The sequence below is a fragment of the Bacteroidia bacterium genome (assembly GCA_019695265.1).
Lineage (GTDB): Bacteria > Bacteroidota > Bacteroidia > JAIBAJ01 > JAIBAJ01 > JAIBAJ01.
In genome coordinates, this window is the sequence record JAIBAJ010000026.1 from 1 (window position 1) to 20637 (window position 20637).

A 20637-nucleotide genomic window follows, 5' to 3' on the forward strand; every position below is an offset into this window, starting at 1 on the left:
CCCTTGAAAAAGGTGAACGCAGCGAATTAGCCAATTTAGCCAATGAACTTCTTTAAAAATCCATTCCATTTTGGCAAGAGCTCCTTATCTTTGTTTTAATAGAACCTCAACAAATCCTCCAACATCATCAATAACAAATTCAATTTATAGTTTAAATCTCACTGATTTTGAACTGAAATTACGCTGTTCCTAAAACAAAAAAAGCGCAACCCAATTATAATGGTTGCGCCTAAAAGCTTAGAGAAAGAAAAGCAATCTAGAACATAGATAACACCTTCTTGGTTTCTTGAACGTCTCCCTCGTCCAAGCCCTCAAACAGACGACTGAGATCATTGTAAACAATGTTCACCCCCGGTTGCTCCAAGTTTTCCCTTACCATAATATAAAACCGCAAAAAGTAATAATATACATCATTCTTGTACAGGACGTCCAAATCGTCCACAAACTCCATCAGTTGGCGCATAGAGACGGAAATCTCCTTCAAATCTTTGAGATGAGCATATTGTTGTAATGCCTCTTCCGGGTTTTTGTGCCTGGGTATAATTTGGCTGCATTGATATATATATTTATTAAATGTTCTGTCAATATAGGGCATACAGGTATTACTCACTGCAGCCGCCTGATCTCGCTCATTCTCTGAAATAAAAGTGGTAGGTACCGTTTTCTTTAATTCTCTTCTGATGGTAGCAATAGCTTCTAATATGGCCACTTTACTCGAAGGTGATATTGTAGAAATTTCAACTTTGTTTGCAGACATAAAAAATGATTTTACGAAATGATTTACTTCGCAAACATCAAGAATTAATTAACTCAACACAATAGGCTTTTTACCCTATATAGGAATCGTAGGCAATAAGATGACACCTCGTCTTAAACACTCCTTATAAGCCGCTAATAAAGTATGCTTTCTTGTCTTTTTCAATACGCTTTCCCTATGCCTTTTACAAGTATTAGGAGAAATTCCAAGCATATCAGCAGTTTGCTCAATACTAAAATCCTCCGACAAATACTCCAACACCGCCAACTCGGTTTGGGTCAATTGAATAATATGAATCGAGGCATCCATAAACTTTGGCAATTTTAAGAATTATTTTAGAATTAAGCTAAAAAATTAATAAAGCAAGAAAAAATACTTACACTATTAAGTATGAGTACAAAAACAAATTACATCCCTTTCCTAACTACCCAATAATCCTTCTTCAACCTCTCCAATTTGAATCCTTTGCTCTCCTACCTCTTCGCCATTTCCCAATTTTAACTACCCAAAAATCCTTCATCACCCTTCAAACGGCGTCATTTTGTCAGCATCACAACCTGTGGCATATTCATTGAACTCCCCCGGAAAACTCATAAAAGCATAATAACATGAACGGAAAAATAAGTGTAAGTACCGAAAACATTTTCCCCATCATTAAAAAGTTTCTCTATTCTGATCATGAAATTTTCCTTAGAGAACTCATAGCCAACGCTACAGACGCCACGCAAAAATTGAAAGCTTTGAACAGCTTAGGCGAATTCAAAGGCGAACTTGGCGACCTCACCATCGAAGTGATTTTAGATGCAGACAAAAAGACATTAACCATCCGGGATAAAGGGATTGGTATGACTGCCGATGAAATTAAAAAGTACATTAACCAGATTGCATTCTCCGGCGCTGAAGAGTTTGTTCAGAAATACAAAGACAAAACCGATGCCGGCATTATTGGCCACTTCGGTCTTGGATTTTATTCAGCTTTTATGGTTGCAAAAAAAGTTGAAATCTTTACCAAATCCTACCAAGATGCTCCTGCCAGCCTCTGGGAATGTGACGGATCACCCGAATATACCATTCAGGAAACTGAAAAAGAAGCTCGTGGAACCGATATCATTTTGCATCTGGCCGATGACTCCCTAGAGTTTGCCGAGGATAGCCGAATCCAATCCATCCTTACTAAATACTGTAAATTTTTACCTGTTGAAATCAAATTTAAGGAGGAAATCATCAATAATACTAAACCGGCTTGGACTAAAAAACCAACTGACCTTAGTCCGGAAGATTATACCAACTTCTACCGCGAACTTTACCCCTTCGCCGAAGAACCACTCTTCCATATTCACCTCAATGTGGATTTCCCTTTCAATTTGACCGGAATTCTCTACTTCCCAAAAATCCGTTCCAACATTGAAATGCAGCGCAATAAAATTCAATTGTACTGCAACCAGGTCTTTGTTACCGATTCGGTGGAAGGAATTGTACCAGACTTCCTTACCCTTTTACATGGAGTGTTAGATTCACCGGATATCCCCCTAAACGTTAGCCGTTCCTACTTGCAAAGCGACGGAAACGTGAAAAAAATCTCCAGTCATATCACCAAAAAAGTAGCAGACAAACTGGAAGAAATGTTCAAATCAAACCGTGAAGATTTTGAGAAAAAATGGGATGATATCCGTATCTTTATTCAATATGGTATTCTTACTGATGAAAAATTCTTTGAACGTGCACAAAAATTTGTGTTACTAAAAAACACGGATGGACAATACTTTACTCTAGAAGAATACAAAGAAAAAGTTACTGCAACCCAAACCGATAAAAACGAAAAAACAGTTTACCTCTATGCCGGAAATGTAGCCGAACAACATTCTTTTATTGAAGCAGCAAAAGGCCGTGGATACGATATTCTGGAAATGAATAGCCCCTTGGAAGGACATTTTATCCAACACCTCGAAATGAAATTGGAAAAAATATCTTTTGTTCGTATCGATAGCGACACCTTGGACAATCTGATCCAGAAAGAAGATAAAGCTCCAAGCAAATTGAACGAAGAAGAGCAAAAAACAGTATCTTCTGTATTTGAAACAACCGTTGATAAAGCTACTTTCTCCATTAAAGTGGAACCATTGAGCGAAACTGAATTACCTGTTATTATTACCCGTCCTGAGTTTTTCCGCCGTATGAAAGAAATGCAAGCTGTTGGAGGCGGAGGTATGGGAATGATGGGCAATTTCCCAGAAATGATGAACCTAGTCGTTAACGGAAATCACCCATTGGTGGGTAAAATACTGTCGGAAAACGATGATTCAAAACGCCAAAACACCGCTAAACAATTGGTTGATCTGGCCCTGCTTTCGCAAGGAATGCTTAAAGGCGAAGAATTAACCAAATTTATAAAACGCAGTGTGGAATTTGTGAATTAATCCAATTCCGATTCTCCGATAAAGGCCAAGCGTAAGTTTGGCCTTTTTTTTTGGAAAACAATCGTTAGCTGCCCGAATTATCTGTATCCCCGTTATCGCCTATAGTTTGCCACACCTAATTAAAGCAAATTTCAATGCATTGTGCCGTGGCAAAGCTATTTGGCTCTACCGGGTTTAGCTTAATGACAATTAGCTTTCAACCAATCTTCATCCAATTCGGTTCCACTCAAATATCGTGGTAAACCCAACAACCAAAATTGACCTAAGAAAGAAGTAAACAATCAGCACAAAAAAGGAAAGTGTAAAAATTCGGCTAAACTGAATGGCTGTGTTAGTTCAGTTTTCATTCAACCACCAGTAAATAAACCTATTTTCATTTGCCCGGAAAATGCAATCATAATTTGCTTTGATCCAAATGGGATCTTTAAAATCCAAGCCGGTAATTTTCTACCTAATTTACTTTATCCCCTCGCAATTCTCTAAATCGCTTTCTGGCCTCCACAGTATATAAACTGCCTGGATATCTCAGCAAAAATTCCTGGTATAATTCCTTAGCCTTACCCGGATTATTTAACCTAAACTGATAAATTTCTGCCGATTTGAATAATGCATCATCCCCTAAAACCTCATCAGCAAAGGTGTTGTAAATTTTTTCAAAATATTCCAAGGCTTTTTCACTCTGGTTCCGTTTTATGGCAATTTGAGCTTTGATAAACAGTATATCATCTTCAAGCATAGAACCTGGAAACAAAACCGGAATAGAATCTAAGTGAACTAATGCTAAACTGTCTTTGTTTTGAAACTTCAACAAATCAGCAGTCGCAAAAAGACGCAAGGCTCCTCCGGTTGAATCTTCAATAATATTATCGCCAATTAACAAGGCTAAATATAATGCATCGTTGGCAATAAGCTGGGTAGTTGCCGATTTAAGTACATTCAATTGGGCTTGTGCCCAGGCAAATTCACCATTGTAATAGCTTAAGCGGGCATTTCGCAGTTTGGCTTCCTGACCAATAGGATCATTCTTAAACATCTTTTCTGCTTGTGAATACAATAAGCTGGCATCCCAAACTTCTCCAATAAAAACCAAAACATCTCCCAGTTCCATTTTTGTTTCTGCAACCTCTCTGGATGAAAGATTTGGAAATGATAAACAAGACTCCAATAATAGTATAGCCGAATCTGGCTTTTCCAGGTAAAAGGCCTCCAATTTAGCCCATCCTCTGACCATTTTAGATGTTTGAGCATGCCTTCCAAGTTCATCCAAGGTAGAACGATACAACATTTCCAATTCTACCAAATCCTTGGTGGTGTAATTTCCGTTTTCGGTAATTTTCTTATTCATTACTTCAACCAAATCCATCTTTGCAGAAATGTAATAGATATTTTCAATGCCTTTTGAAGTCACATATTGTAAACATTTTATGGCAGTTTCCCAGGCCTGATTTGCCTTACACAAAGCTGCTAAATTCATAATCCTTTGTCCTTCCTCTTTTAAACGTTTATCCAATGCCTTGCTTTGAATAAATGCTGCCTCGAAATCCTTTGCCTGAATATATTGCCAGATCAATAAATCGGAATAAACATCCCGCTCCGGATTTTCCTGTATTTTCTTGATAAGCAATTGCCTTAAGTATTCATTTTTCTTACCATTAGCATCATCAGAAAGCATGGTTTGCAAGGCATTCTGTACATTTTGCAGCAGACCTTCATTTTCATTAACAGCATCAAGATATTCATTAAAAACTCCAGGCACATCCTTTTTCATAGCATACACATCTGCTAATTCAAAATGAAATGCCACCATTCCTCCAAATAACTTTCGGCCTTTGTCATACGTTCTTACTGCAAAATCCAATTCATTGTGATCAATAAATGCCTGTGCCGCATTCCGAATTTCTTCCTCATTGGGTCGCAAATACTTCAACACTTTTTCATACTGATCCTTGGATTTCTCCTTTTCATTTTGTAGAAAATAAACATAACCCAAATCAATTAATACTGGGAAGTTATATGGATCAGGCTTCAAATGCTTTTTTATCAACTTTTCTGCTTCAGAATATTGTTGAAGTTCCAATAAACAATTGAGGTAATCGAAATAGTAGAAACCTCCATTTTTGGAATTGTATAGCTTCTCATAAATATCCAAAGCCTTATCGAACTCCTTGTTTTGGAAATACTGTTTTGCCAGCTTTTCATCAGTTCCCGACTGTGCCCAAAGCGTTTGGACTGCCAGAAACAGAAAGCAAGAAAGCAACAACAGGTTTTTCAAAATGCTAGGTTTTGCTACAAAGTTCGGAAAAGAAACGTCAGTTTGACGAAAATCTTCTTTGCAAAGAAACAAATCAAGCTATTTTTGTCCGTGTCTTTGGGAAAAATTAGGATATTTTTAGTAGATGACCATCAGATTATGATTGATGGCCTTAAGGCATTGTTAAGATTTGAAAAGGAAATTGAAATAATTGGCGAGAGCACCAGGCCATTGGAAGCGGTTCAAACCATTCAACAACTTAAACCCGATTTAGTTATTACTGATATCAGTATGCCATTATTGGATGGAATTGGTTTAACCAAGACCGTAAAATCCAACCATCCTGATGTAAAGGTTTTAGCCTTGAGCATGAGCGGAGAGCGGGTAACTATTTCCGAAATGCTGGATGCCGGCGTTTCCGGATATATTCTAAAAAATACCGGGAAAGATGAACTTGTAGGAGCCATTCACAAAATTATACAAGGAGGAATGTTTTTCAGTGATCAGGTTTCGGCTGAACTGATGAAAGCCATTCAGGAAAGGCAGCATTTAAAACAAGACGAAGAAAAAGCAGGTTTGACCCAACGTGAATTGGAAATTATTCGGTTAATAGCAAAAGAATACTCTAATTTGCAGATTGCAGATGCTTTATTTATCAGCGAACGCACGGTTGAAAGTCACCGCAAAAACATTTTCAGAAAAACCGAAACCAAAACCATAGTCGGTTTAATAAAATATGCCATAGAGCATAAATTGGTAGATTAAACCTAAAATCCTGACTTGAATTCCAATGCCAATTTTTGGATAACTTCAGGAAATTACCACAATTGATTCGGAGGAATAAAGTCAGGGGTTCCGTCCGGGTAGGGATAGAAGTGGAAAGCCCACAGACGACCGCGGCGATAGCCAAGGGCGGCGAGGACTTGTAACGGATAGCCCGACCATGAGCCAGTAAAATGTTGGAATATCAACCAAAAGTTTAGGCGAATGGGACCCGCCCAAAAAAAAACTAACTTACCGATTCAAGATTTTCAACCGAATAATCCTTTACTACATTATACACGGTGTCTCGTTCAATAGGACGACGGCCGGCATCCTTAATAAGTTTAACCAACTGCTCGGTAGTTAAAACCGGGGTTTGTTCTTCACTTCCGGCCATGGAGTAAATTTTGGTAGTATCATCAATGGTGCCATCGATATCATCCACGCCAAAATTTAAGGACATCTGAGCTGTGGTTCGACCAATCATAGGCCAATAGGCTTTTACATGACCGAAATTATCCATAAAAATACGAGAAACTGCATAATTCCTAAGGTCTTCTATACGAGAAACCTCGGGCAAATGACTCATTTGATTACCTTGATTTCGGAACTTAAGAGGTATAAATGTATTAAAGCCCCCTGTTTTATCCTGTAATCTCCTTAACCTTTCCATGTGATCGATGCGATGAGCGAAGGTTTCAATATGGCCGTACAACATGGTGGCATTACTTGGCATTCCAAGTTTATGAGCGGTTTCATGAATGGCCAACCATTCTGTTGAACTGCATTTATCCTCACAAATCTCAGCTCTTACAATTTCATCAAAAATTTCAGCACCACCGCCTGGCAAACTGTCCTGACCATGAGCTTTAAGAATGCTAAGACCTTCTTCGTAACTAAGTTTAGCTTTGCGGCACATATAATCCAACTCCACTGCTGTAAAGGCTTTCACATGCAAATCAGGTCGAATTTCTTTGACTTTTTTAATCAAAGAAGCAAAATAATGAAGACCCATTTTAGGATGAACTCCACCAACGATATGCACTTCGGTGATAGGTTCATTTTTATACGCTCTAATTTTATCTAAAATCTGTTGTTCACTTAATTCCCAACCTTCTTCCTTATGCTTTAGAAGGCGGCTGTAGGAGCAAAACTTACAATCAAAAACGCAAATATTGGTCGGTTCAATGTGGATATTCCGATTAAAGAAGACCTTATCTCCATTTTTATGTTCCCGTACAAAATTTGCGAGCGCACCTAAGAAGCCCAGACTTCCCTTTTGATACAAAAGAATTCCCTCTTCCGGGGTAATTCGCTCAAATTCAACTACTTTCTTACCAATATTCCTAAGATCTACATTTGATTCTGCATCTAAAAGAGCAGAAGGGAAGGAAGAATTTTCAGCCATATACTATTCAATCGCTATTCGTTTCTGAAAGCTTCCCAGGTGGGAAGAGCCTTTTATAAAGTAAATTCCGGGCTGTAAAACATCCCATTTGATTTCGACAACTGAACCTGGATTTGGAAAAGATTTTCTTAAAAAAACCTCCCCAAGTGGGTTGATTAGTTCTAAATCAAAGGTGGTATTTTGCAATTCAGAATTTAGTGACAAAAATACATTGGAATGGGTTGGATTAGGAAAAAGTTGAATCTTTTTAGAAAGATTGGCATCTGGAACCGCAACGAAGCAACCATCGGAAGAAACCAATTGGGTTCGGCTGGTATTAAGGGTTGCCCACATTCGTTCCTTTTGTCCCAAGGTGAAGAAATACATACAATTATCGTAAGTATAATCCATAAAATTCATAAACATATCACCGTAGGGTGTGTTACTACACATGGAGGTAACATGGTTTGGAAAAAGAGGACAATTGTAATTAGGGCCCGGACTTAAGGGGGTATCGTCAACGAGGTCGTCATTTAAACAAGATGCATTGGACCCTTCGGGACCCCATGGATGATAAAGGTTAAGGTAATGGCCTATTTCATGGGTTGTAGTACGGCCAAGATTATAATTACCACCTAAACTTCCATTTTTTCCAAAATGTTTATAATCAATTACAACCCCATCCACATCAGGATTGGCGCCGGGTTGGTAGGTATATCCCAAAATACCTGAGGCCAGGTCACAAATCCAAATATTGAGATACTTGTTACTAGGCCAAGGATCTGCTCCACCATTTGCCGCACTTTTCATTTGGTCATCGTTGGAAAATTCTGTTTTATTTGTAAATGTTCGTGTAATACCAACAGTCCAATTTCCCTGAGGATCGGTACTGGCTAAACAAAAACTAATTTCTGAATTTGCGGCAAATGACTGAAATGGTGTGGGGATGAGGGTTCTATCTGCATTAGAAAATGAATAGTCTTCATTTAATACTGCTAATTGAGAATAAATTAATTCATCGGAAATATTTTCCTCATCTGTATTATAGACTACATGAATTACAACCGGAATCTGAATTTGAGATTGTAATGATTTACTTTGGTTAGATGTTAGAAATTGTTGCAGGATTTCTTCGTTTTCGATCAGTGTTGAAGCATAATCCGGATTTAAATTGGTGTACCTTTCAATAGATTCGGTGGTATAGCATCGTGGAGTTTGTGAAAACAATACCGAAAAGGAAAGCAAGAACAGGCCCACTAAACTAAGTACCTCCTTTTTCATAAGGCTAACGAATTAGGGTAATGGTACCTTTCTTTTCCAGGTGTTCACCTAGAGCAGTTAAGTACTTAAACGAATAAACATAAACACCTTGTTTGGCCATTTGTCCATAAATTTTGCCGTCCCAACCTTCGTTTAAGTCCTTGGTTCGAAAAACCTTTTGCCCCCACCGGTCCCAGATGGTGAATTCGTATTCATCTCTTGAAACGAATAAAGTAACAGGTTTAAAGACCCTATTTTCGGGCATCCAGGCATCGGTGGCAAATGCATTTGGAACAAAGAAATTAGCCCCTTGTTCGGCGCAATCAATGTTGGACTTACTATTAGCCAAAATTCCCAAAAAATTTCCCGGACCTTCGTATCCGACTACAAAATAACAGAAGGTGCCATTACCAATAGTGAAAGTATCTACACTATCAACATAAGTATAAAAAGAGTCGGCCGTTGAAGGAATAATTGCAATAATATCATAGGAAAACGAGTTCAACCCACCTATTTGTCTAAAAACTGCATATCGATCTACTTGACCATCCCAATTATAGTAGGCGTTCCAATTCAGCACATTGGTGCGATTAGGGTATCCGGTTGCGGTAAGGTGGATGGTAGTTCCGATATTGGTAGTATCGGTTGGAGTGAGACAAGTATCAAAAGTAATAATACGATAGGTATAGCTACTTAAATTAGTACTAGCTGATTCGTCGGTATATTCAACCAAATCTACACCGGTAGGAGAGATATCATCCAACTTGGAGTAATTTGTAACAGGGGTTTTTCTTTCAATTTCAAAGTGATCAATTATAGCGGTATGATCGATTCGTGCATTAATATATGCTTCGGTATTAGATTCAACGGTAGCTGTAGTGATGTAGCCAAAATCAGGAGCTTTGGGTAAAGTTGCATCAAAGCATAGGGAATTTGAACTCGAGGTAATACGATTATTAACATCATTTTTTACTGCAGTTATGTAATAGCAATAAACATGATTTTTAACTATAAAAGAATCAATATAATTTGGAAGATCCGAAGTTGTAACCAAGGTGTCATAAGGTTCATAAGGCCCATTATTATCCTTGCGATTGATGATATAATAATCAACACCGGTAGTCCAACTAACATATGGATTCCAAGCCAAGGAAATTTTACGGTCGCAGATATTGATTGACCCTGACATAAGCATGGTACAATGACTGAAACTCAAGGCACTAACATTACCGCAACTATCGAAGGCTGCCACCCTATAGCATTCAGAAATAGTATCCGCATTGGAAGTAGTATCGTTGAACCAATAAGTAGAATTATAACCATTCAAAGTTTCAACGGCAGTCCAAATTCCATTTCTAAAATAATAGGTAATATAACCTATTGCATCTGCCGAAGCACTGGGTTTCCATCCCATAACTGCATTTCCAGAAAGTAAATCAACACTTACTGAGTCTACTTCTGGTGTTTCAGGAAGAAAATTATCAGCGAATTGTTGACCATCCACACTGGAAATATTGATACAGCCTAATGCATCGGCAATTTCTACCCGATAGTTCACTACCTCATTGCAGACGGTGACAGGATCATTAAAAGAATTGGTATTTGAAGTTCCAATCATATTCCAGGTACCCAAAGGTTGTTCTCTGAAAATGGAATAGGTTGGGCCTGTGGTTGGGAGCAATGGGTCAGATGGAGGATTCCAACTAAGACCAGCAAAGCCGTTGGCGCCATTTGAAACTGTTAAAAGCATTGAGGCCAAAGTATCGAGCGGAGGTGCATCGAGGCAACCAAAAATAGAGGTAACAAAATAAAAATTTTGATCTACTGCCGCATTTGCAGTAGTATGGATATAGGAAAGCGTATTAATATTATTTATAGTAGCTATTTGAGTATAGGGGCCATTCAGAGAATTGGAATGGTAAATGGCATATGAATTCCAAGATCCGGTTGTATTAACACCTTGTTCCCAATTCAACGTAGTAGAACCATCTGAATTAACAGAAACACATCGAAGTTCAGGAGAATGTTCACTGGAATTAGGAGCCAGGATGGTAACACTAATATTATAGGTAGTGAAAGCAGGAATTGGGCAAAAATTATCTTGAAAAACAATACTAAAGGTATAAGTATTATCAGCCGTATTGCAACCCAATTGACCGGTCAAATGGTTGCAATCGGTTTGCCAGTTAAATGTGGTACCGGTACTTCCAATGGTAGTTGCGGGTGGCGCTGGTGTTAGGGTTGCACAAGGCGGATTCGAACATCCTCCAGCCGAATTGGTATAGCCGGCACCAAATTGGCTTCCAACAGCAGAAAAGGATACACTTTGAGGATTACCATTGCTTAGGACTCCATTATCACTTGCTACTAAAGGTATATTCACCAAATCTCCTGCATTGACACTGACAGCATAATTGGTTGTTGTTCCACCGGAAGGATCTGTTGTTATTAACGGGTTAAGGTTATTGGCACACCCACCTGTAACGAAAACATTTAATTCTCGGTAAACTTCAGAAATCAACACTCCGCATCGATAGGATTTTGTAATAGTTGCCAATAAGTAAACCCCTTGAGTATACGATTTAAAAGTGATATCACCTGTTTGAGGATTTATTGTTGCCGGAATATTTAAAGGGTCGAAAGATTGATCCGGGGTTGGATTTTGATAGGAATATCCAGGATTGTAAGCAACCAATTGAGGATCAACCGGAGGATTGTAAACAGTCAACTCACTAACTTGCATGGGAGGAGCAAATTCATAGGTTAAAACATCACCATCTGAATCATAAGCAATACCATTGAAATTGACAGTTGAACCAGCACAAACAATTCTTGGAGGAGGAGCCAGAAATGCCGGAGAAGAATCGTAGCAGGGATTAGTGGTCGTATTATTCAAATTAAACATGGTCGTATGTAAAACCATGGTATTGTTCATGATAGCTTGAATATTAGTAATATTGCCACTTCTAAAATTCTGAAGGGTAGCAAAGGTCCAACCATCAGGAGGAATAGTTCCTTCCAAAGTGACAGGAACCGATTGAAAAACATATTCCTTCATAGCACCATTCAAAGGTGAGGCCGAACTACAAGATATAACAGGCCCGGAAGCATCGCAGTTTGGGGAAATGTCTTGCTCCGAAATCAGGTTCAAAGCTATTGAAACCCAATCAACCCCATTTAAAGTTGGAGGATCGGAACTTAGAACAGTAATTGGAATAACTTGAATTGGAGAACTTGAAGTACAGTCATAATAAATCTTAACCGTAAATATAAATTGCCCACCACCAACACATTGGTAAGTTAATTCGCCGCCGAGAATATGATTTGCATAGGTTTTGTAGGTACCTACCAAAAGGAACAGCGCGAGAACAAGGGTTTTGATATATTTTTGAAATGGCAAAACCTACTTCAATTGATTTGTAAACTTACAAAGTTACAACGAAAATTCATCCATATTGTTTTGAAATTATTCAGTAACAAGGATATAGTTTTTTTGACCACTACTTTACCATTCCCAAACCTTCCAAAGCAAGTTTATCACCCGGGCTGATTAACAATGCACGACTGAAAAGAGACTTGGCATCGGAATTTTTGTTCAACATCAGACTAACCCAAGCACTCATCATAACTGCGTCATAATCAAATGGATAAAGATTCAAGAACTTATCCAAATACGTTTTTGATTTTTCAAATTGCCCTCTGTTGTAATAAATCAAACCAAGTCGGTAATTGGCAGTTGTTTGATTTGGGTCAGCCTTTAGAATTAGTTCATATTGTTTTACAACCTCGTCCCATTTTCCTAATACACTTAACGGATAAACAATTCCAAACTTAGGTTCTATTGCATTAGGCATTAAGTCGATGGCCTTTTGATAATAAGAAAGAGAGGAAGTTTGATTACTATCCAAATAACTCAACCACCCTAATCGAAGATTAAGTTCATAACTTTTTTCATTATAAACAGATTTTAATGAAGTTATGGCCGACTTATAATTGTATTTACTTTCAAGCGTATAGCTTTGTTGGAAAGCATCTTGAATCTTCTTGTTGTCTTGGCCCATTGCAAGGCTAGAAATTGCCATTGCAGAAAGTAAAATGATTCGTTTCATCGGTTAAATTATTAAATAGTTAGAAGTAAATTTTTAATCCAGTATTAATTAGAAAATGGGTGTAAGTGTATGGAAATCCCTTTTCAATAGGGACTTCAGTACTATTGGTTCTAATTTCTTTAAATGTAAGCCCCTCCCTACCAAGCAATCCAAATCGAAGTGGAATTTCAAATTTATTTTTAAGAATAAAGCTAAAATGGATACCTGCCTTCCAATTTATTTGGTCCGGATTATTATTTAGGATCCAACCAGATGCGTCAGATGTACCATACATTCTACCAAAAAGACAATTGCCTTCAAGCCATAGCCATTTAGAAAACCTTGCGCCAAGCTTAAAACCACCAAAAAAATTTGTACCACTTTGGCTAATAGTACTTGCTTGACCAGAAATATAAAATCGGTTATTACTAATTGGAAATAACGTTAATATAGTATTGGATTGATGATACAAACTATCAGAGACACGATTAAAAGAATAGGAACTTTCCCAGGAAAAATTGCTCCATCTCTTCCTTACCAATCCAACCAAAGACAAATCCATTCCACTAATATTCAACTCCTTAATTCGAAAAGATAAAGTACTTCCCAATATTTTATCAATTTGAACGGTGTTTCCTGAATAAAAAATAATATTTCCGGAAGCAAATACAGACCACCCTTTACCGAATTGATAATTTAATCCAGCATAGATACTTTGCTGGTTGGTTTTTAACTTCCAGGATTGATTGGATACTTGATTATTTCCAGAGCCGGGAGTGCCTAAATGTCTTGAAAAAATAATGGTATTTCCAACATTCATAAACTGATAGCCCAAAGTAAAATTCATTCTACTTCCAATCCACATATTTGCAGAACCACTGGCAAAAAACAAATTTCCTTGCTGCTTTTGCTTCAAATATACCTGTGTTGGATCGGTAAGACTTGCTTCTGGGGCTTTTCCAAATAACCCGCCACCTTCTAGTCCAATCCAGTTTAATCGAGAACCCTTAAAACCAGAATAGAATTTTTGCCAGGGTGTCAAATGAGAACTTAATACTCTGGCTTCACTTTCACGGCCTGCATTCATAAGCGACACATATCGATACCAATAAGTCAAGGTATCTACAGGAAAAAACGCATTGGCCTTTTTATATTCTCTTTCGGAAGAATTATATTTTTCTTGGTTATCATAAGCAATTCCTTTTCTAAGCCTTAGATAATAAAAATCAATTCCTTTCTTTTCAGCCTCCTTAGCCAATTGAATAATTTTTTGCCAATCTTTTTCCATAAATGCCTCATAGCTTTTCATATCGTATTCAGCATCATAATAGCCTTGGGACCAAGATTGATATGGGGATAAAACCAATAAAATTAAAAACAGGGATACCAGGGCACAAGTTTTGGCCATTAATAAAGGTATTATTAATTCTGGTTTCCTCATTATTCAATTCGTTTCCATTGCTTTAACTTTCCTTGCTTCATTGCACCCATAACGCTTAATCCACCATCTTCAATTTCAATTTCTAAATGACGTTTACTCAAACAATAACCCAACAAACTAATTTCCATCTCTGATTGCAAAACTATTCTTTTTGACTCGAGATGATGAATAATAGTAGGGTATTTCATCAAATACTTTGCTTTTGCAATTGTTAAAAAGGGTGCAGTAAAATCTTGGATTATTCTAGCAACCGGATTTGAAACATATTGGAGTGAATACCTGTCTTCAAGGTTTAAACCAGGGTAACTTCCAAGTAGTACTTTATAGGCTGCAAGGTAAAAAACATATAAAAGAGAATCTTTACTTCCTTTAAAATCTGTAAAATAAAACATGGTTCCATCATTTACAAAATAGGCATACCCCTTTGTGGTGTGACAAAAAATATAGCTTCTATTCCATGCATCAGTAAATACTTCCCACTCGGTGATTTTACCCGAGGAATTTTGAAATTTCAATTTCATTCCGGGTAAAAAAGTAAAGGCTGCAACCAAACCACTATTGAGCTCAACATTGGAAACCAATTCCCCTTCCTGTGGAACAGTAAATTCATTTAAGTAGTAGCGCCCTCCCCTCTTACTCATAAAATAGGCCAGGGGATAAACCAGTGTTTTGCTTCCTATTTTACCTGAATTTTGAAATTGAAAATGGAGATGAGGCTCCGGAGAACGGCCAGAACTACCGCAATTTCCTACAATCTCTCCTTCCTTTACATATTGTCCAACCACCTGTTTAATACTATCTTGTTTTAGGTGACTTAACTGACTATACAACCCATTTCCATGATTTATTACAACTGAGTTCCCCCAATTTTGTCTAATATCCATACCCGCTATCTTGTTTTCCTCCACATGGTTTACCACTTCTTCAATCCAACCGGCAGCAGGTGCTAATAAAGGTTTATTAAAACAATAAAAGTCATTCAAATCTGATCCCGATTTTTGGTAAGATTTCATTTCTGCATCCAAGACAACAAAGTCCAAAGCCGAACTCCAATCTCCTTTATGAGTAAAACTGCCATGGTAACCTTGACTAACCATCCATTCTCCAAGGAAAGGTAATTTAAAATGAACTTTATCCAGATTTTTTAGGCGACGGGTAAAAAAAGAGGTACGGTAAACTGCTGCTTCAGGAGAATAGTGTTGGATTTCAATTGGAATTATCCAATTTGTCCTACCCCAATTTCTTAATATAGTAAGAAACAAATGACTAGAAGCAGTAAATGCAAGGGTATAAACCGGCAGAATAAATAAGGATCCTATGCCACCTAAAAAAACATGTACCAATAAGGTAAACGGGATTAATACTATAGCACCAATTAAGGTTCCTATGGAAGGCACAGCATAAAAACAACCTACAGATAGAGAAAGGAAAATAAAATTGCTTCCGCACTGATAATTAAGCCAAGCTTCCGGTCCAAGTGCAGATTGAAACATAATGTAAGCTGCCATTAAAACAACAGAGGTAAATACAAAGGCAATTCTTGACCAAAATAACATACCCAAGACAATAATTAAACCTGCCAAAGGGCTTTTGTTAAAAAACACTCCACTGAACGTATTTAGAATAAGTTTCACTGTATCGGGCAATGCCGAATGAAGTTGTTCATCGAACGACTCATAATGAATTAATTGATTATTAAAAACAAACAAACTATGATTTACAGGTTCAAGCAAATGCGATTGCCTGATAAATACGGTCATAATCCAAACAGTTAATACAAATGGAATACTTAAAGAAGGCAGATTCCATTTCTCCAAAATTGAATTACATAACATGGTAGAAAACAAACTAGCAGCAGAACCTAGCAACAAAATCAAAAGAAAAAAAACACCATTATTCCAATCAAAGGCCAGAGCCATTCCGGTTAAAAGAGCATTATATCCATACAATCCTTCGGAGAAAGATTGTAGCCGAAACCTAAACAAAAAGGCAATAAAATTTGCACTTAGTACGGAAACCAAACCAGCCAATCCAAGCCGAAAGTTAAAGAATGAGGCAAACAATAATGCCAATCCGAAGTATTTATTCAGGGAAAAGAACAACTGAGAATAACTGTTTAATACAGCATCCATCCATTGTTTAATTGTTGGTGAATTTCCTAGTTCCAAATCAAGGCAAAATTAATTGGGAATCAATAAGATGTAACAAAACATGCTCATTTCCATTTACTCCCTTACCAATTGCTTGGATACTCAAACAAAAAAAAGGTTTAACAGGGATTAAATGATTTCCTACTTTTGATCCATATAAAAATTAGTATTGATATGGCTGAACACAATGATTTCGGCAAAATGGGCGAATCTATGGCCGTCGCCTACCTTCGAAGCCAAGGACTTGAAATATTAGAAGTAAATTGGCAACATAAAAAATTTGAATTAGATATTGTGGCAAAAGAAGGTGACTTTTTGGTTATTATTGAGGTAAAAACCAGGAAAACAAACTTTTTTGGTGAACCTGAAGAATTTGTCAAACGTTCTAAGCAAAGGCAATTGATAGAAGGAGCCAATGCATACCTAGAAAGTAAAAAAAGATCGGAAGAGATTCGATTCGATATCGTTTCGGTACTGTATAATGCCAATCAATCGAAAATCAATCACATTCGAAACGCATATACCACAATTGGATAAAAAAAAGGCTGTTTCAAAACGAAACAGCCTTTCAATCTTAATTCAGGATTAGTGACTTGCTAGGTAGCTGGCAACACCTTGATGTGTTCCTTGCATTCCTTCTTTACCTTTTGTCCAGTTGGCAGGACAAACTTCTCCTTTTTCTTCGTTGAATTGTAAAGCATCCAAAACACGGATTGCCTCATCAACATTACGGCCTAAAGGCAAATCATTAATCAACTGGTGGCGAATCATACCATTTTTATCAATTAAGTACAACCCTCTAAAAGCAATCATTGGACCATTAGCGGCCAAGTGTCCATTTTCATCATACTCATATTCTCCGAAAAGAACATCGTAATTAGTTGAAATGGTTTTTGTGGTGTCGGCAACAATTGGGTAAGTAATTCCTTGAATTCCACCTTGTTTTTTTGGAACCTGTAACCAACCCCAGTGACTTTGCTCTGTGTCGGTACTACAAGCGACTACAGCACAGTTACGTGATTCAAACTCAGCTAATTTCTCTTGAAATGCATGAAGTTCAGTTGGACAAACAAAGGTGAAATCTTTTGGATAAAAGAAAAACACTACATATTTTTTTCCAATGTATTGATCCAAGGAGAAATCATCAACGATTTCTTCGCCCATTACAACTGCTTTCGCTTTGAATGATGGGGCTTTTTTTCCTACTAATGGCATGGTATATTAAATTTTAAGTTTTAAATAATTAGGTGCAAAGGTAAAAAAGACAGGCTAAGTACAAGGATTTCTTTCCTTGAACTTAGCCTGAAATTCTAAAATTTTGTTATTCGAATCTTAGTTCTTAATTAATTTCTGAACGAAACTTTCCCCATTTGCATTTAACTTAACGAAATAGATACCTGCAGCTAATTCAGTTAAATCATAGGATTTTTTCATTTCATCCTTGTTTTTGAAAGAATCGGTTTTAAGAACCTGGTTTCCTAACATATCAGTAAACTCAATGGTGTAATCTGTTGGTGCATTGAATTTTACTTCAATTATCACTTGATTCTCGGTAGGATTCGGGAAAATATCAATATTCTGCAATCCCATTTCTTCAAATCCAATATAGGTAAATTCCAAGGTGTTGGATTTCAAAATACATCCATTGGCATCCGTAACAATCACATAGTAAACACCGGAGGAGGTTGCTTGGTAATCTTGACCAGTTGCACCCAAAATGATATTACCATTATAATACCATTGGTAGCTAATTGCTGGGGTAGAACTCAAAGTATTACCGGAAAAACTTGCAACCGGTGGTGTGCCATTAAATACATTCACTACTATGGCATTGGAACCTGTTGCAGGGGAACAGCCATTTTGATCTGTTACAACACAAGCATAGGCTCCCGCCGAATCAACAAAAAGGTTTTGAGTAGTACTTCCATCATTCCAAGTATAACTTTGATATCCGGAAGGCGCTGATAAGACAACTGAATTCCCTTCACAAAAGTTAGTTGGACCGTTTGCCGTAATTGTAATTGGATTTGGCAGGTTATGCACCACAACGTGAACCGAATCAGAGGTATTTATACAACCATTGTTATCCGTTACAGATACATAATAGTAACCTGACTGGGTAAAGGTTGCAGTTTCAGAAGTTCCACCGGAAGGGCTCCAAGCATAACTTACGAAACCACTCTGAGTGGATGCAGTTACGTTATCACCGGAGCAAATCTCAACTAAACCAGTAGGAGTAACACTAGGATTCGGCAATGCGAAAACATTTACTGAAATAGTATTGGAGGTTCCTGTACAACCACTTCCATCAGTAACGGTAACACTGTAGCTACCTGCATTAATAACATTAATAAAATTAGATGTTGAATTGTAATTGTTCCAAGAATAAGTAAGGTATGGTTGAGTTGTTGCTAAAATTACATTTCCTCCGGCACAAAATGACAAAGGTCCATCTTCAACAATGGTTGGAACAGGGGGTACACCTTGATTTAGAACAAAACTGGTTGTAGCTTGGCAACCATTTGCATAAGTAACTGTTAAATCATAAGTTCCAGGAGATGTTACACTAATAGACGGGGTGGTAGCGGAGTTACTCCAAGAATAAGTTTGAGCAGGAGATGCCGTTAAAGTTAAAGTTGCACCTGTGCATATTGTATTAGTACCTCCAGAACTTGTTACGGTTGGTACTGGAGAGCTTAATACATTAATAGAAGTAGCAACAGGTAATGATCTGCAACCATTGGCATCTGAGCCAGTTACTGTGAAAGAACCAGTATTTGAAACGGTAATGGTAGGAGCATTTTGGCCATTGGACCAGGTATAACTCAAGGCCCCACTAGCTGTTAAGTCAACTGTTTGTCCGGAGCAAAAACTAGTAGGACCGCTAGGTGTAACTGTAACTACAGGTAAAGCATTGATGGTTGTTGAAGCAGTGGCAGTGGTACTGCATTGAGTGATTGGATCAGTGTAGGTGTAAGAAATAATGTAATTTCCGGGTGCAATACTGGAAGGATTAAAGATGTTACCACTTACACCTTGACCGGAAAATATTCCGCCTGCAGGAGAACCAGTTAGAGGAACGCTAGGATCTGCTGCACAATAGGCAGGATTTAAGCCTGAGATTGTTACAACAGGGGCAGGTTTTGACAAAGCAAATGCTGATGTAGAAAAGTTGCTCCAGTTAGAGGTGGTTTGGGTTGTAAAGCTACCACTGGTTCCATTAGTTACAGTTCCCATATCTTCCCATTGCGGAAGATTTTGCCAATGTGCATTATTGCTGTAATTACCATCGTTTGCAGGAATATAAAAGAAAGTAATATTGGCAGGATTGGAACCATTAGACCGTTCAATGAGATGGTAGAACAAAGGATTAATATCACAAACAGTAATATCGCGTGTGGATCTGTTATAACCTTCCGTAGTAGCATCAACATTGGCCATTCTTACATCGAAAGATTGAGTTCCGGCAACAGTTGGTGTTATCTCAAGAGGTCTGTAACGAGGAGTACCTAATGCAGAACCCACCGGAAACAAATAAGGACTGTTGGTATTCATGGTACGGCTTAAACGACCAATACCGGTGCTACTTACGAAACCTGTGGTGAACAAAATTGCATTGGTGGCCGGATTAGTAACAAAATGTTTACTACCATTGGTAGCCAATTCCTGAGAACCTAAGTCCAAGGTATTGGTGGTGGTTGCGTCCAATGTTTGTGATTTAACGCCGGTACCGAGTAATTTCAAATTATAAAAACTGGTTGGTACGGTTCCGGTTATTTGCTGGGCAGCACCATTTAATTCTACCTTACTTTGGTCGGCGGTAAAAGTTCCGTTGTTAATCCAGTTTCCTCCTATAAAATAATTTCCGGCAGCACCACCTCCCGTTAAGGTACCTCCATTAGTTATATTCTGGTCTATATAAAAATCTCCGGCATTATCAATTAATCCGGAAGCATTGTCTACTGATGCATTCTTAACAACAACCAAACATCCCGGTTTGATATAAGCATTAGCTCCATTGTTAGTTACCAATTGAGAAAACACAGAATTTGTTGAAAGGAAAGAACCTAATCCAACCGCTGTGAAAAGTATTCTAGTAAAATTCATTTTCATCAAATGAGACT

At 37.7% G+C, this 20637-nt stretch carries 14 protein-coding genes; 3 read left to right on the plus strand and 11 right to left on the minus strand.

The features are described from left to right. Window positions 1-256: 256 nt before the first annotated feature. Window positions 257-757, minus strand: a complete 501-nt coding sequence (locus K1X82_05895; protein ID MBX7181624.1) for a hypothetical protein — start codon at window positions 755-757, stop codon at window positions 257-259. Between the two features lie 75 nt (window positions 758-832). After that, window positions 833-1066: a LuxR C-terminal-related transcriptional regulator gene (locus tag K1X82_05900; GenBank protein MBX7181625.1), complete on the minus strand. Its 234-nt coding sequence runs from the start codon at window positions 1064-1066 to the stop codon at window positions 833-835. 299 nt (window positions 1067-1365) lie between these two features. On the opposite strand from K1X82_05900, the gene htpG reads away from it, so the two are divergent. Next, complete coding sequence (gene htpG, locus K1X82_05905; protein ID MBX7181626.1) at window positions 1366-3174, plus strand: molecular chaperone HtpG; 1809 nt, start codon at window positions 1366-1368, stop codon at window positions 3172-3174. A gap of 451 nt (window positions 3175-3625) precedes the next feature. Here htpG and K1X82_05910 read toward each other — a convergent pair whose 3' ends face one another. Beyond that, a complete protein-coding gene (locus tag K1X82_05910) occupies window positions 3626-5446 on the minus strand; it encodes a tetratricopeptide repeat protein (GenBank protein ID MBX7181627.1) in 1821 nt (606 codons plus the stop codon). A 96-nt stretch (window positions 5447-5542) separates the two neighbouring features. On the opposite strand from K1X82_05910, the gene K1X82_05915 reads away from it, so the two are divergent. Further along, the gene (locus K1X82_05915) at window positions 5543-6190 is read left to right on the plus strand and encodes a response regulator transcription factor (GenBank protein ID MBX7181628.1); all 648 of its coding nucleotides are present in this window, start codon (window positions 5543-5545) and stop codon (window positions 6188-6190) included. A 244-nt stretch (window positions 6191-6434) separates the two neighbouring features. Here the strand turns inward: K1X82_05915 and mqnE are convergent, their stop codons facing one another. The 6 genes from mqnE to K1X82_05945 form a co-directional block, all read right to left on the minus strand. Continuing rightward, entirely contained in the window at window positions 6435-7595 is a 1161-nt protein-coding gene (mqnE, locus tag K1X82_05920) for an aminofutalosine synthase MqnE (GenBank protein MBX7181629.1), read from the minus strand. Window positions 7596-7598: 3 nt separating this feature from the next. Continuing rightward, window positions 7599-8855, minus strand: a complete 1257-nt coding sequence (locus K1X82_05925) for a T9SS type A sorting domain-containing protein (GenBank protein ID MBX7181630.1) — start codon at window positions 8853-8855, stop codon at window positions 7599-7601. 4 nt (window positions 8856-8859) lie between these two features. Continuing rightward, window positions 8860-12186: a gliding motility-associated C-terminal domain-containing protein gene (locus K1X82_05930; protein ID MBX7181631.1), complete on the minus strand. Its 3327-nt coding sequence runs from the start codon at window positions 12184-12186 to the stop codon at window positions 8860-8862. Window positions 12187-12334: 148 nt separating this feature from the next. Next, window positions 12335-12916, minus strand: a complete 582-nt coding sequence (locus K1X82_05935; GenBank protein ID MBX7181632.1) for a tetratricopeptide repeat protein — start codon at window positions 12914-12916, stop codon at window positions 12335-12337. Window positions 12917-12962: 46 nt separating this feature from the next. Next, window positions 12963-14363: a hypothetical protein gene (locus K1X82_05940; protein ID MBX7181633.1), complete on the minus strand. Its 1401-nt coding sequence runs from the start codon at window positions 14361-14363 to the stop codon at window positions 12963-12965. Then, entirely contained in the window at window positions 14363-16531 is a 2169-nt protein-coding gene (locus K1X82_05945; GenBank protein MBX7181634.1) for an urea transporter, read from the minus strand. The genes K1X82_05940 and K1X82_05945 overlap by 1 nt, the downstream gene beginning before the upstream one ends. 156 nt (window positions 16532-16687) lie before the next feature. Between K1X82_05945 and K1X82_05950 the strand changes: the two genes are divergently transcribed. Beyond that, complete coding sequence (locus K1X82_05950) at window positions 16688-17050, plus strand: YraN family protein (GenBank protein MBX7181635.1); 363 nt, start codon at window positions 16688-16690, stop codon at window positions 17048-17050. A 48-nt stretch (window positions 17051-17098) separates the two neighbouring features. On the opposite strand, the gene K1X82_05955 is transcribed toward K1X82_05950, so the two are convergent. Together K1X82_05955 and K1X82_05960 are read right to left on the minus strand one after the other, a co-directional pair. Beyond that, window positions 17099-17728 (minus strand): peroxiredoxin, encoded by a 630-nt coding sequence (locus tag K1X82_05955; GenBank protein MBX7181636.1) that lies wholly within the window; start codon window positions 17726-17728, stop codon window positions 17099-17101. A 117-nt stretch (window positions 17729-17845) separates the two neighbouring features. Then, window positions 17846-20620: a T9SS type A sorting domain-containing protein gene (locus K1X82_05960; protein MBX7181637.1), complete on the minus strand. Its 2775-nt coding sequence runs from the start codon at window positions 20618-20620 to the stop codon at window positions 17846-17848. Between the last annotated feature and the right edge of the window lie 17 nt (window positions 20621-20637).

What these genes read in the sequence shown, in the direction of transcription:
- K1X82_05895 (MBX7181624.1), bottom strand. Translation starts at nt 757, where the DNA reads ATGTCTGCAAACAAAGTTGAAATTTCTACAATATCACCTTCGAGTAAA.
- K1X82_05900 (MBX7181625.1), bottom strand. Translation starts at nt 1,066, where the DNA reads ATGGATGCCTCGATTCATATTATTCAATTGACCCAAACCGAGTTGGCG.
- htpG (MBX7181626.1), top strand. Translation starts at nt 1,366, where the DNA reads ATGAACGGAAAAATAAGTGTAAGTACCGAAAACATTTTCCCCATCATT.
- mqnE (MBX7181629.1), bottom strand. Translation starts at nt 7,595, where the DNA reads ATGGCTGAAAATTCTTCCTTCCCTTCTGCTCTTTTAGATGCAGAATCA.
- K1X82_05925 (MBX7181630.1), bottom strand. Translation starts at nt 8,855, where the DNA reads ATGAAAAAGGAGGTACTTAGTTTAGTGGGCCTGTTCTTGCTTTCCTTT.
- K1X82_05935 (MBX7181632.1), bottom strand. Translation starts at nt 12,916, where the DNA reads ATGGCAATTTCTAGCCTTGCAATGGGCCAAGACAACAAGAAGATTCAA.
- K1X82_05940 (MBX7181633.1), bottom strand. Translation starts at nt 14,363, where the DNA reads ATGAGGAAACCAGAATTAATAATACCTTTATTAATGGCCAAAACTTGT.
- K1X82_05950 (MBX7181635.1), top strand. Translation starts at nt 16,688, where the DNA reads ATGGCTGAACACAATGATTTCGGCAAAATGGGCGAATCTATGGCCGTC.
- K1X82_05955 (MBX7181636.1), bottom strand. Translation starts at nt 17,728, where the DNA reads ATGCCATTAGTAGGAAAAAAAGCCCCATCATTCAAAGCGAAAGCAGTT.
- K1X82_05960 (MBX7181637.1), bottom strand. Translation starts at nt 20,620, where the DNA reads ATGAATTTTACTAGAATACTTTTCACAGCGGTTGGATTAGGTTCTTTC.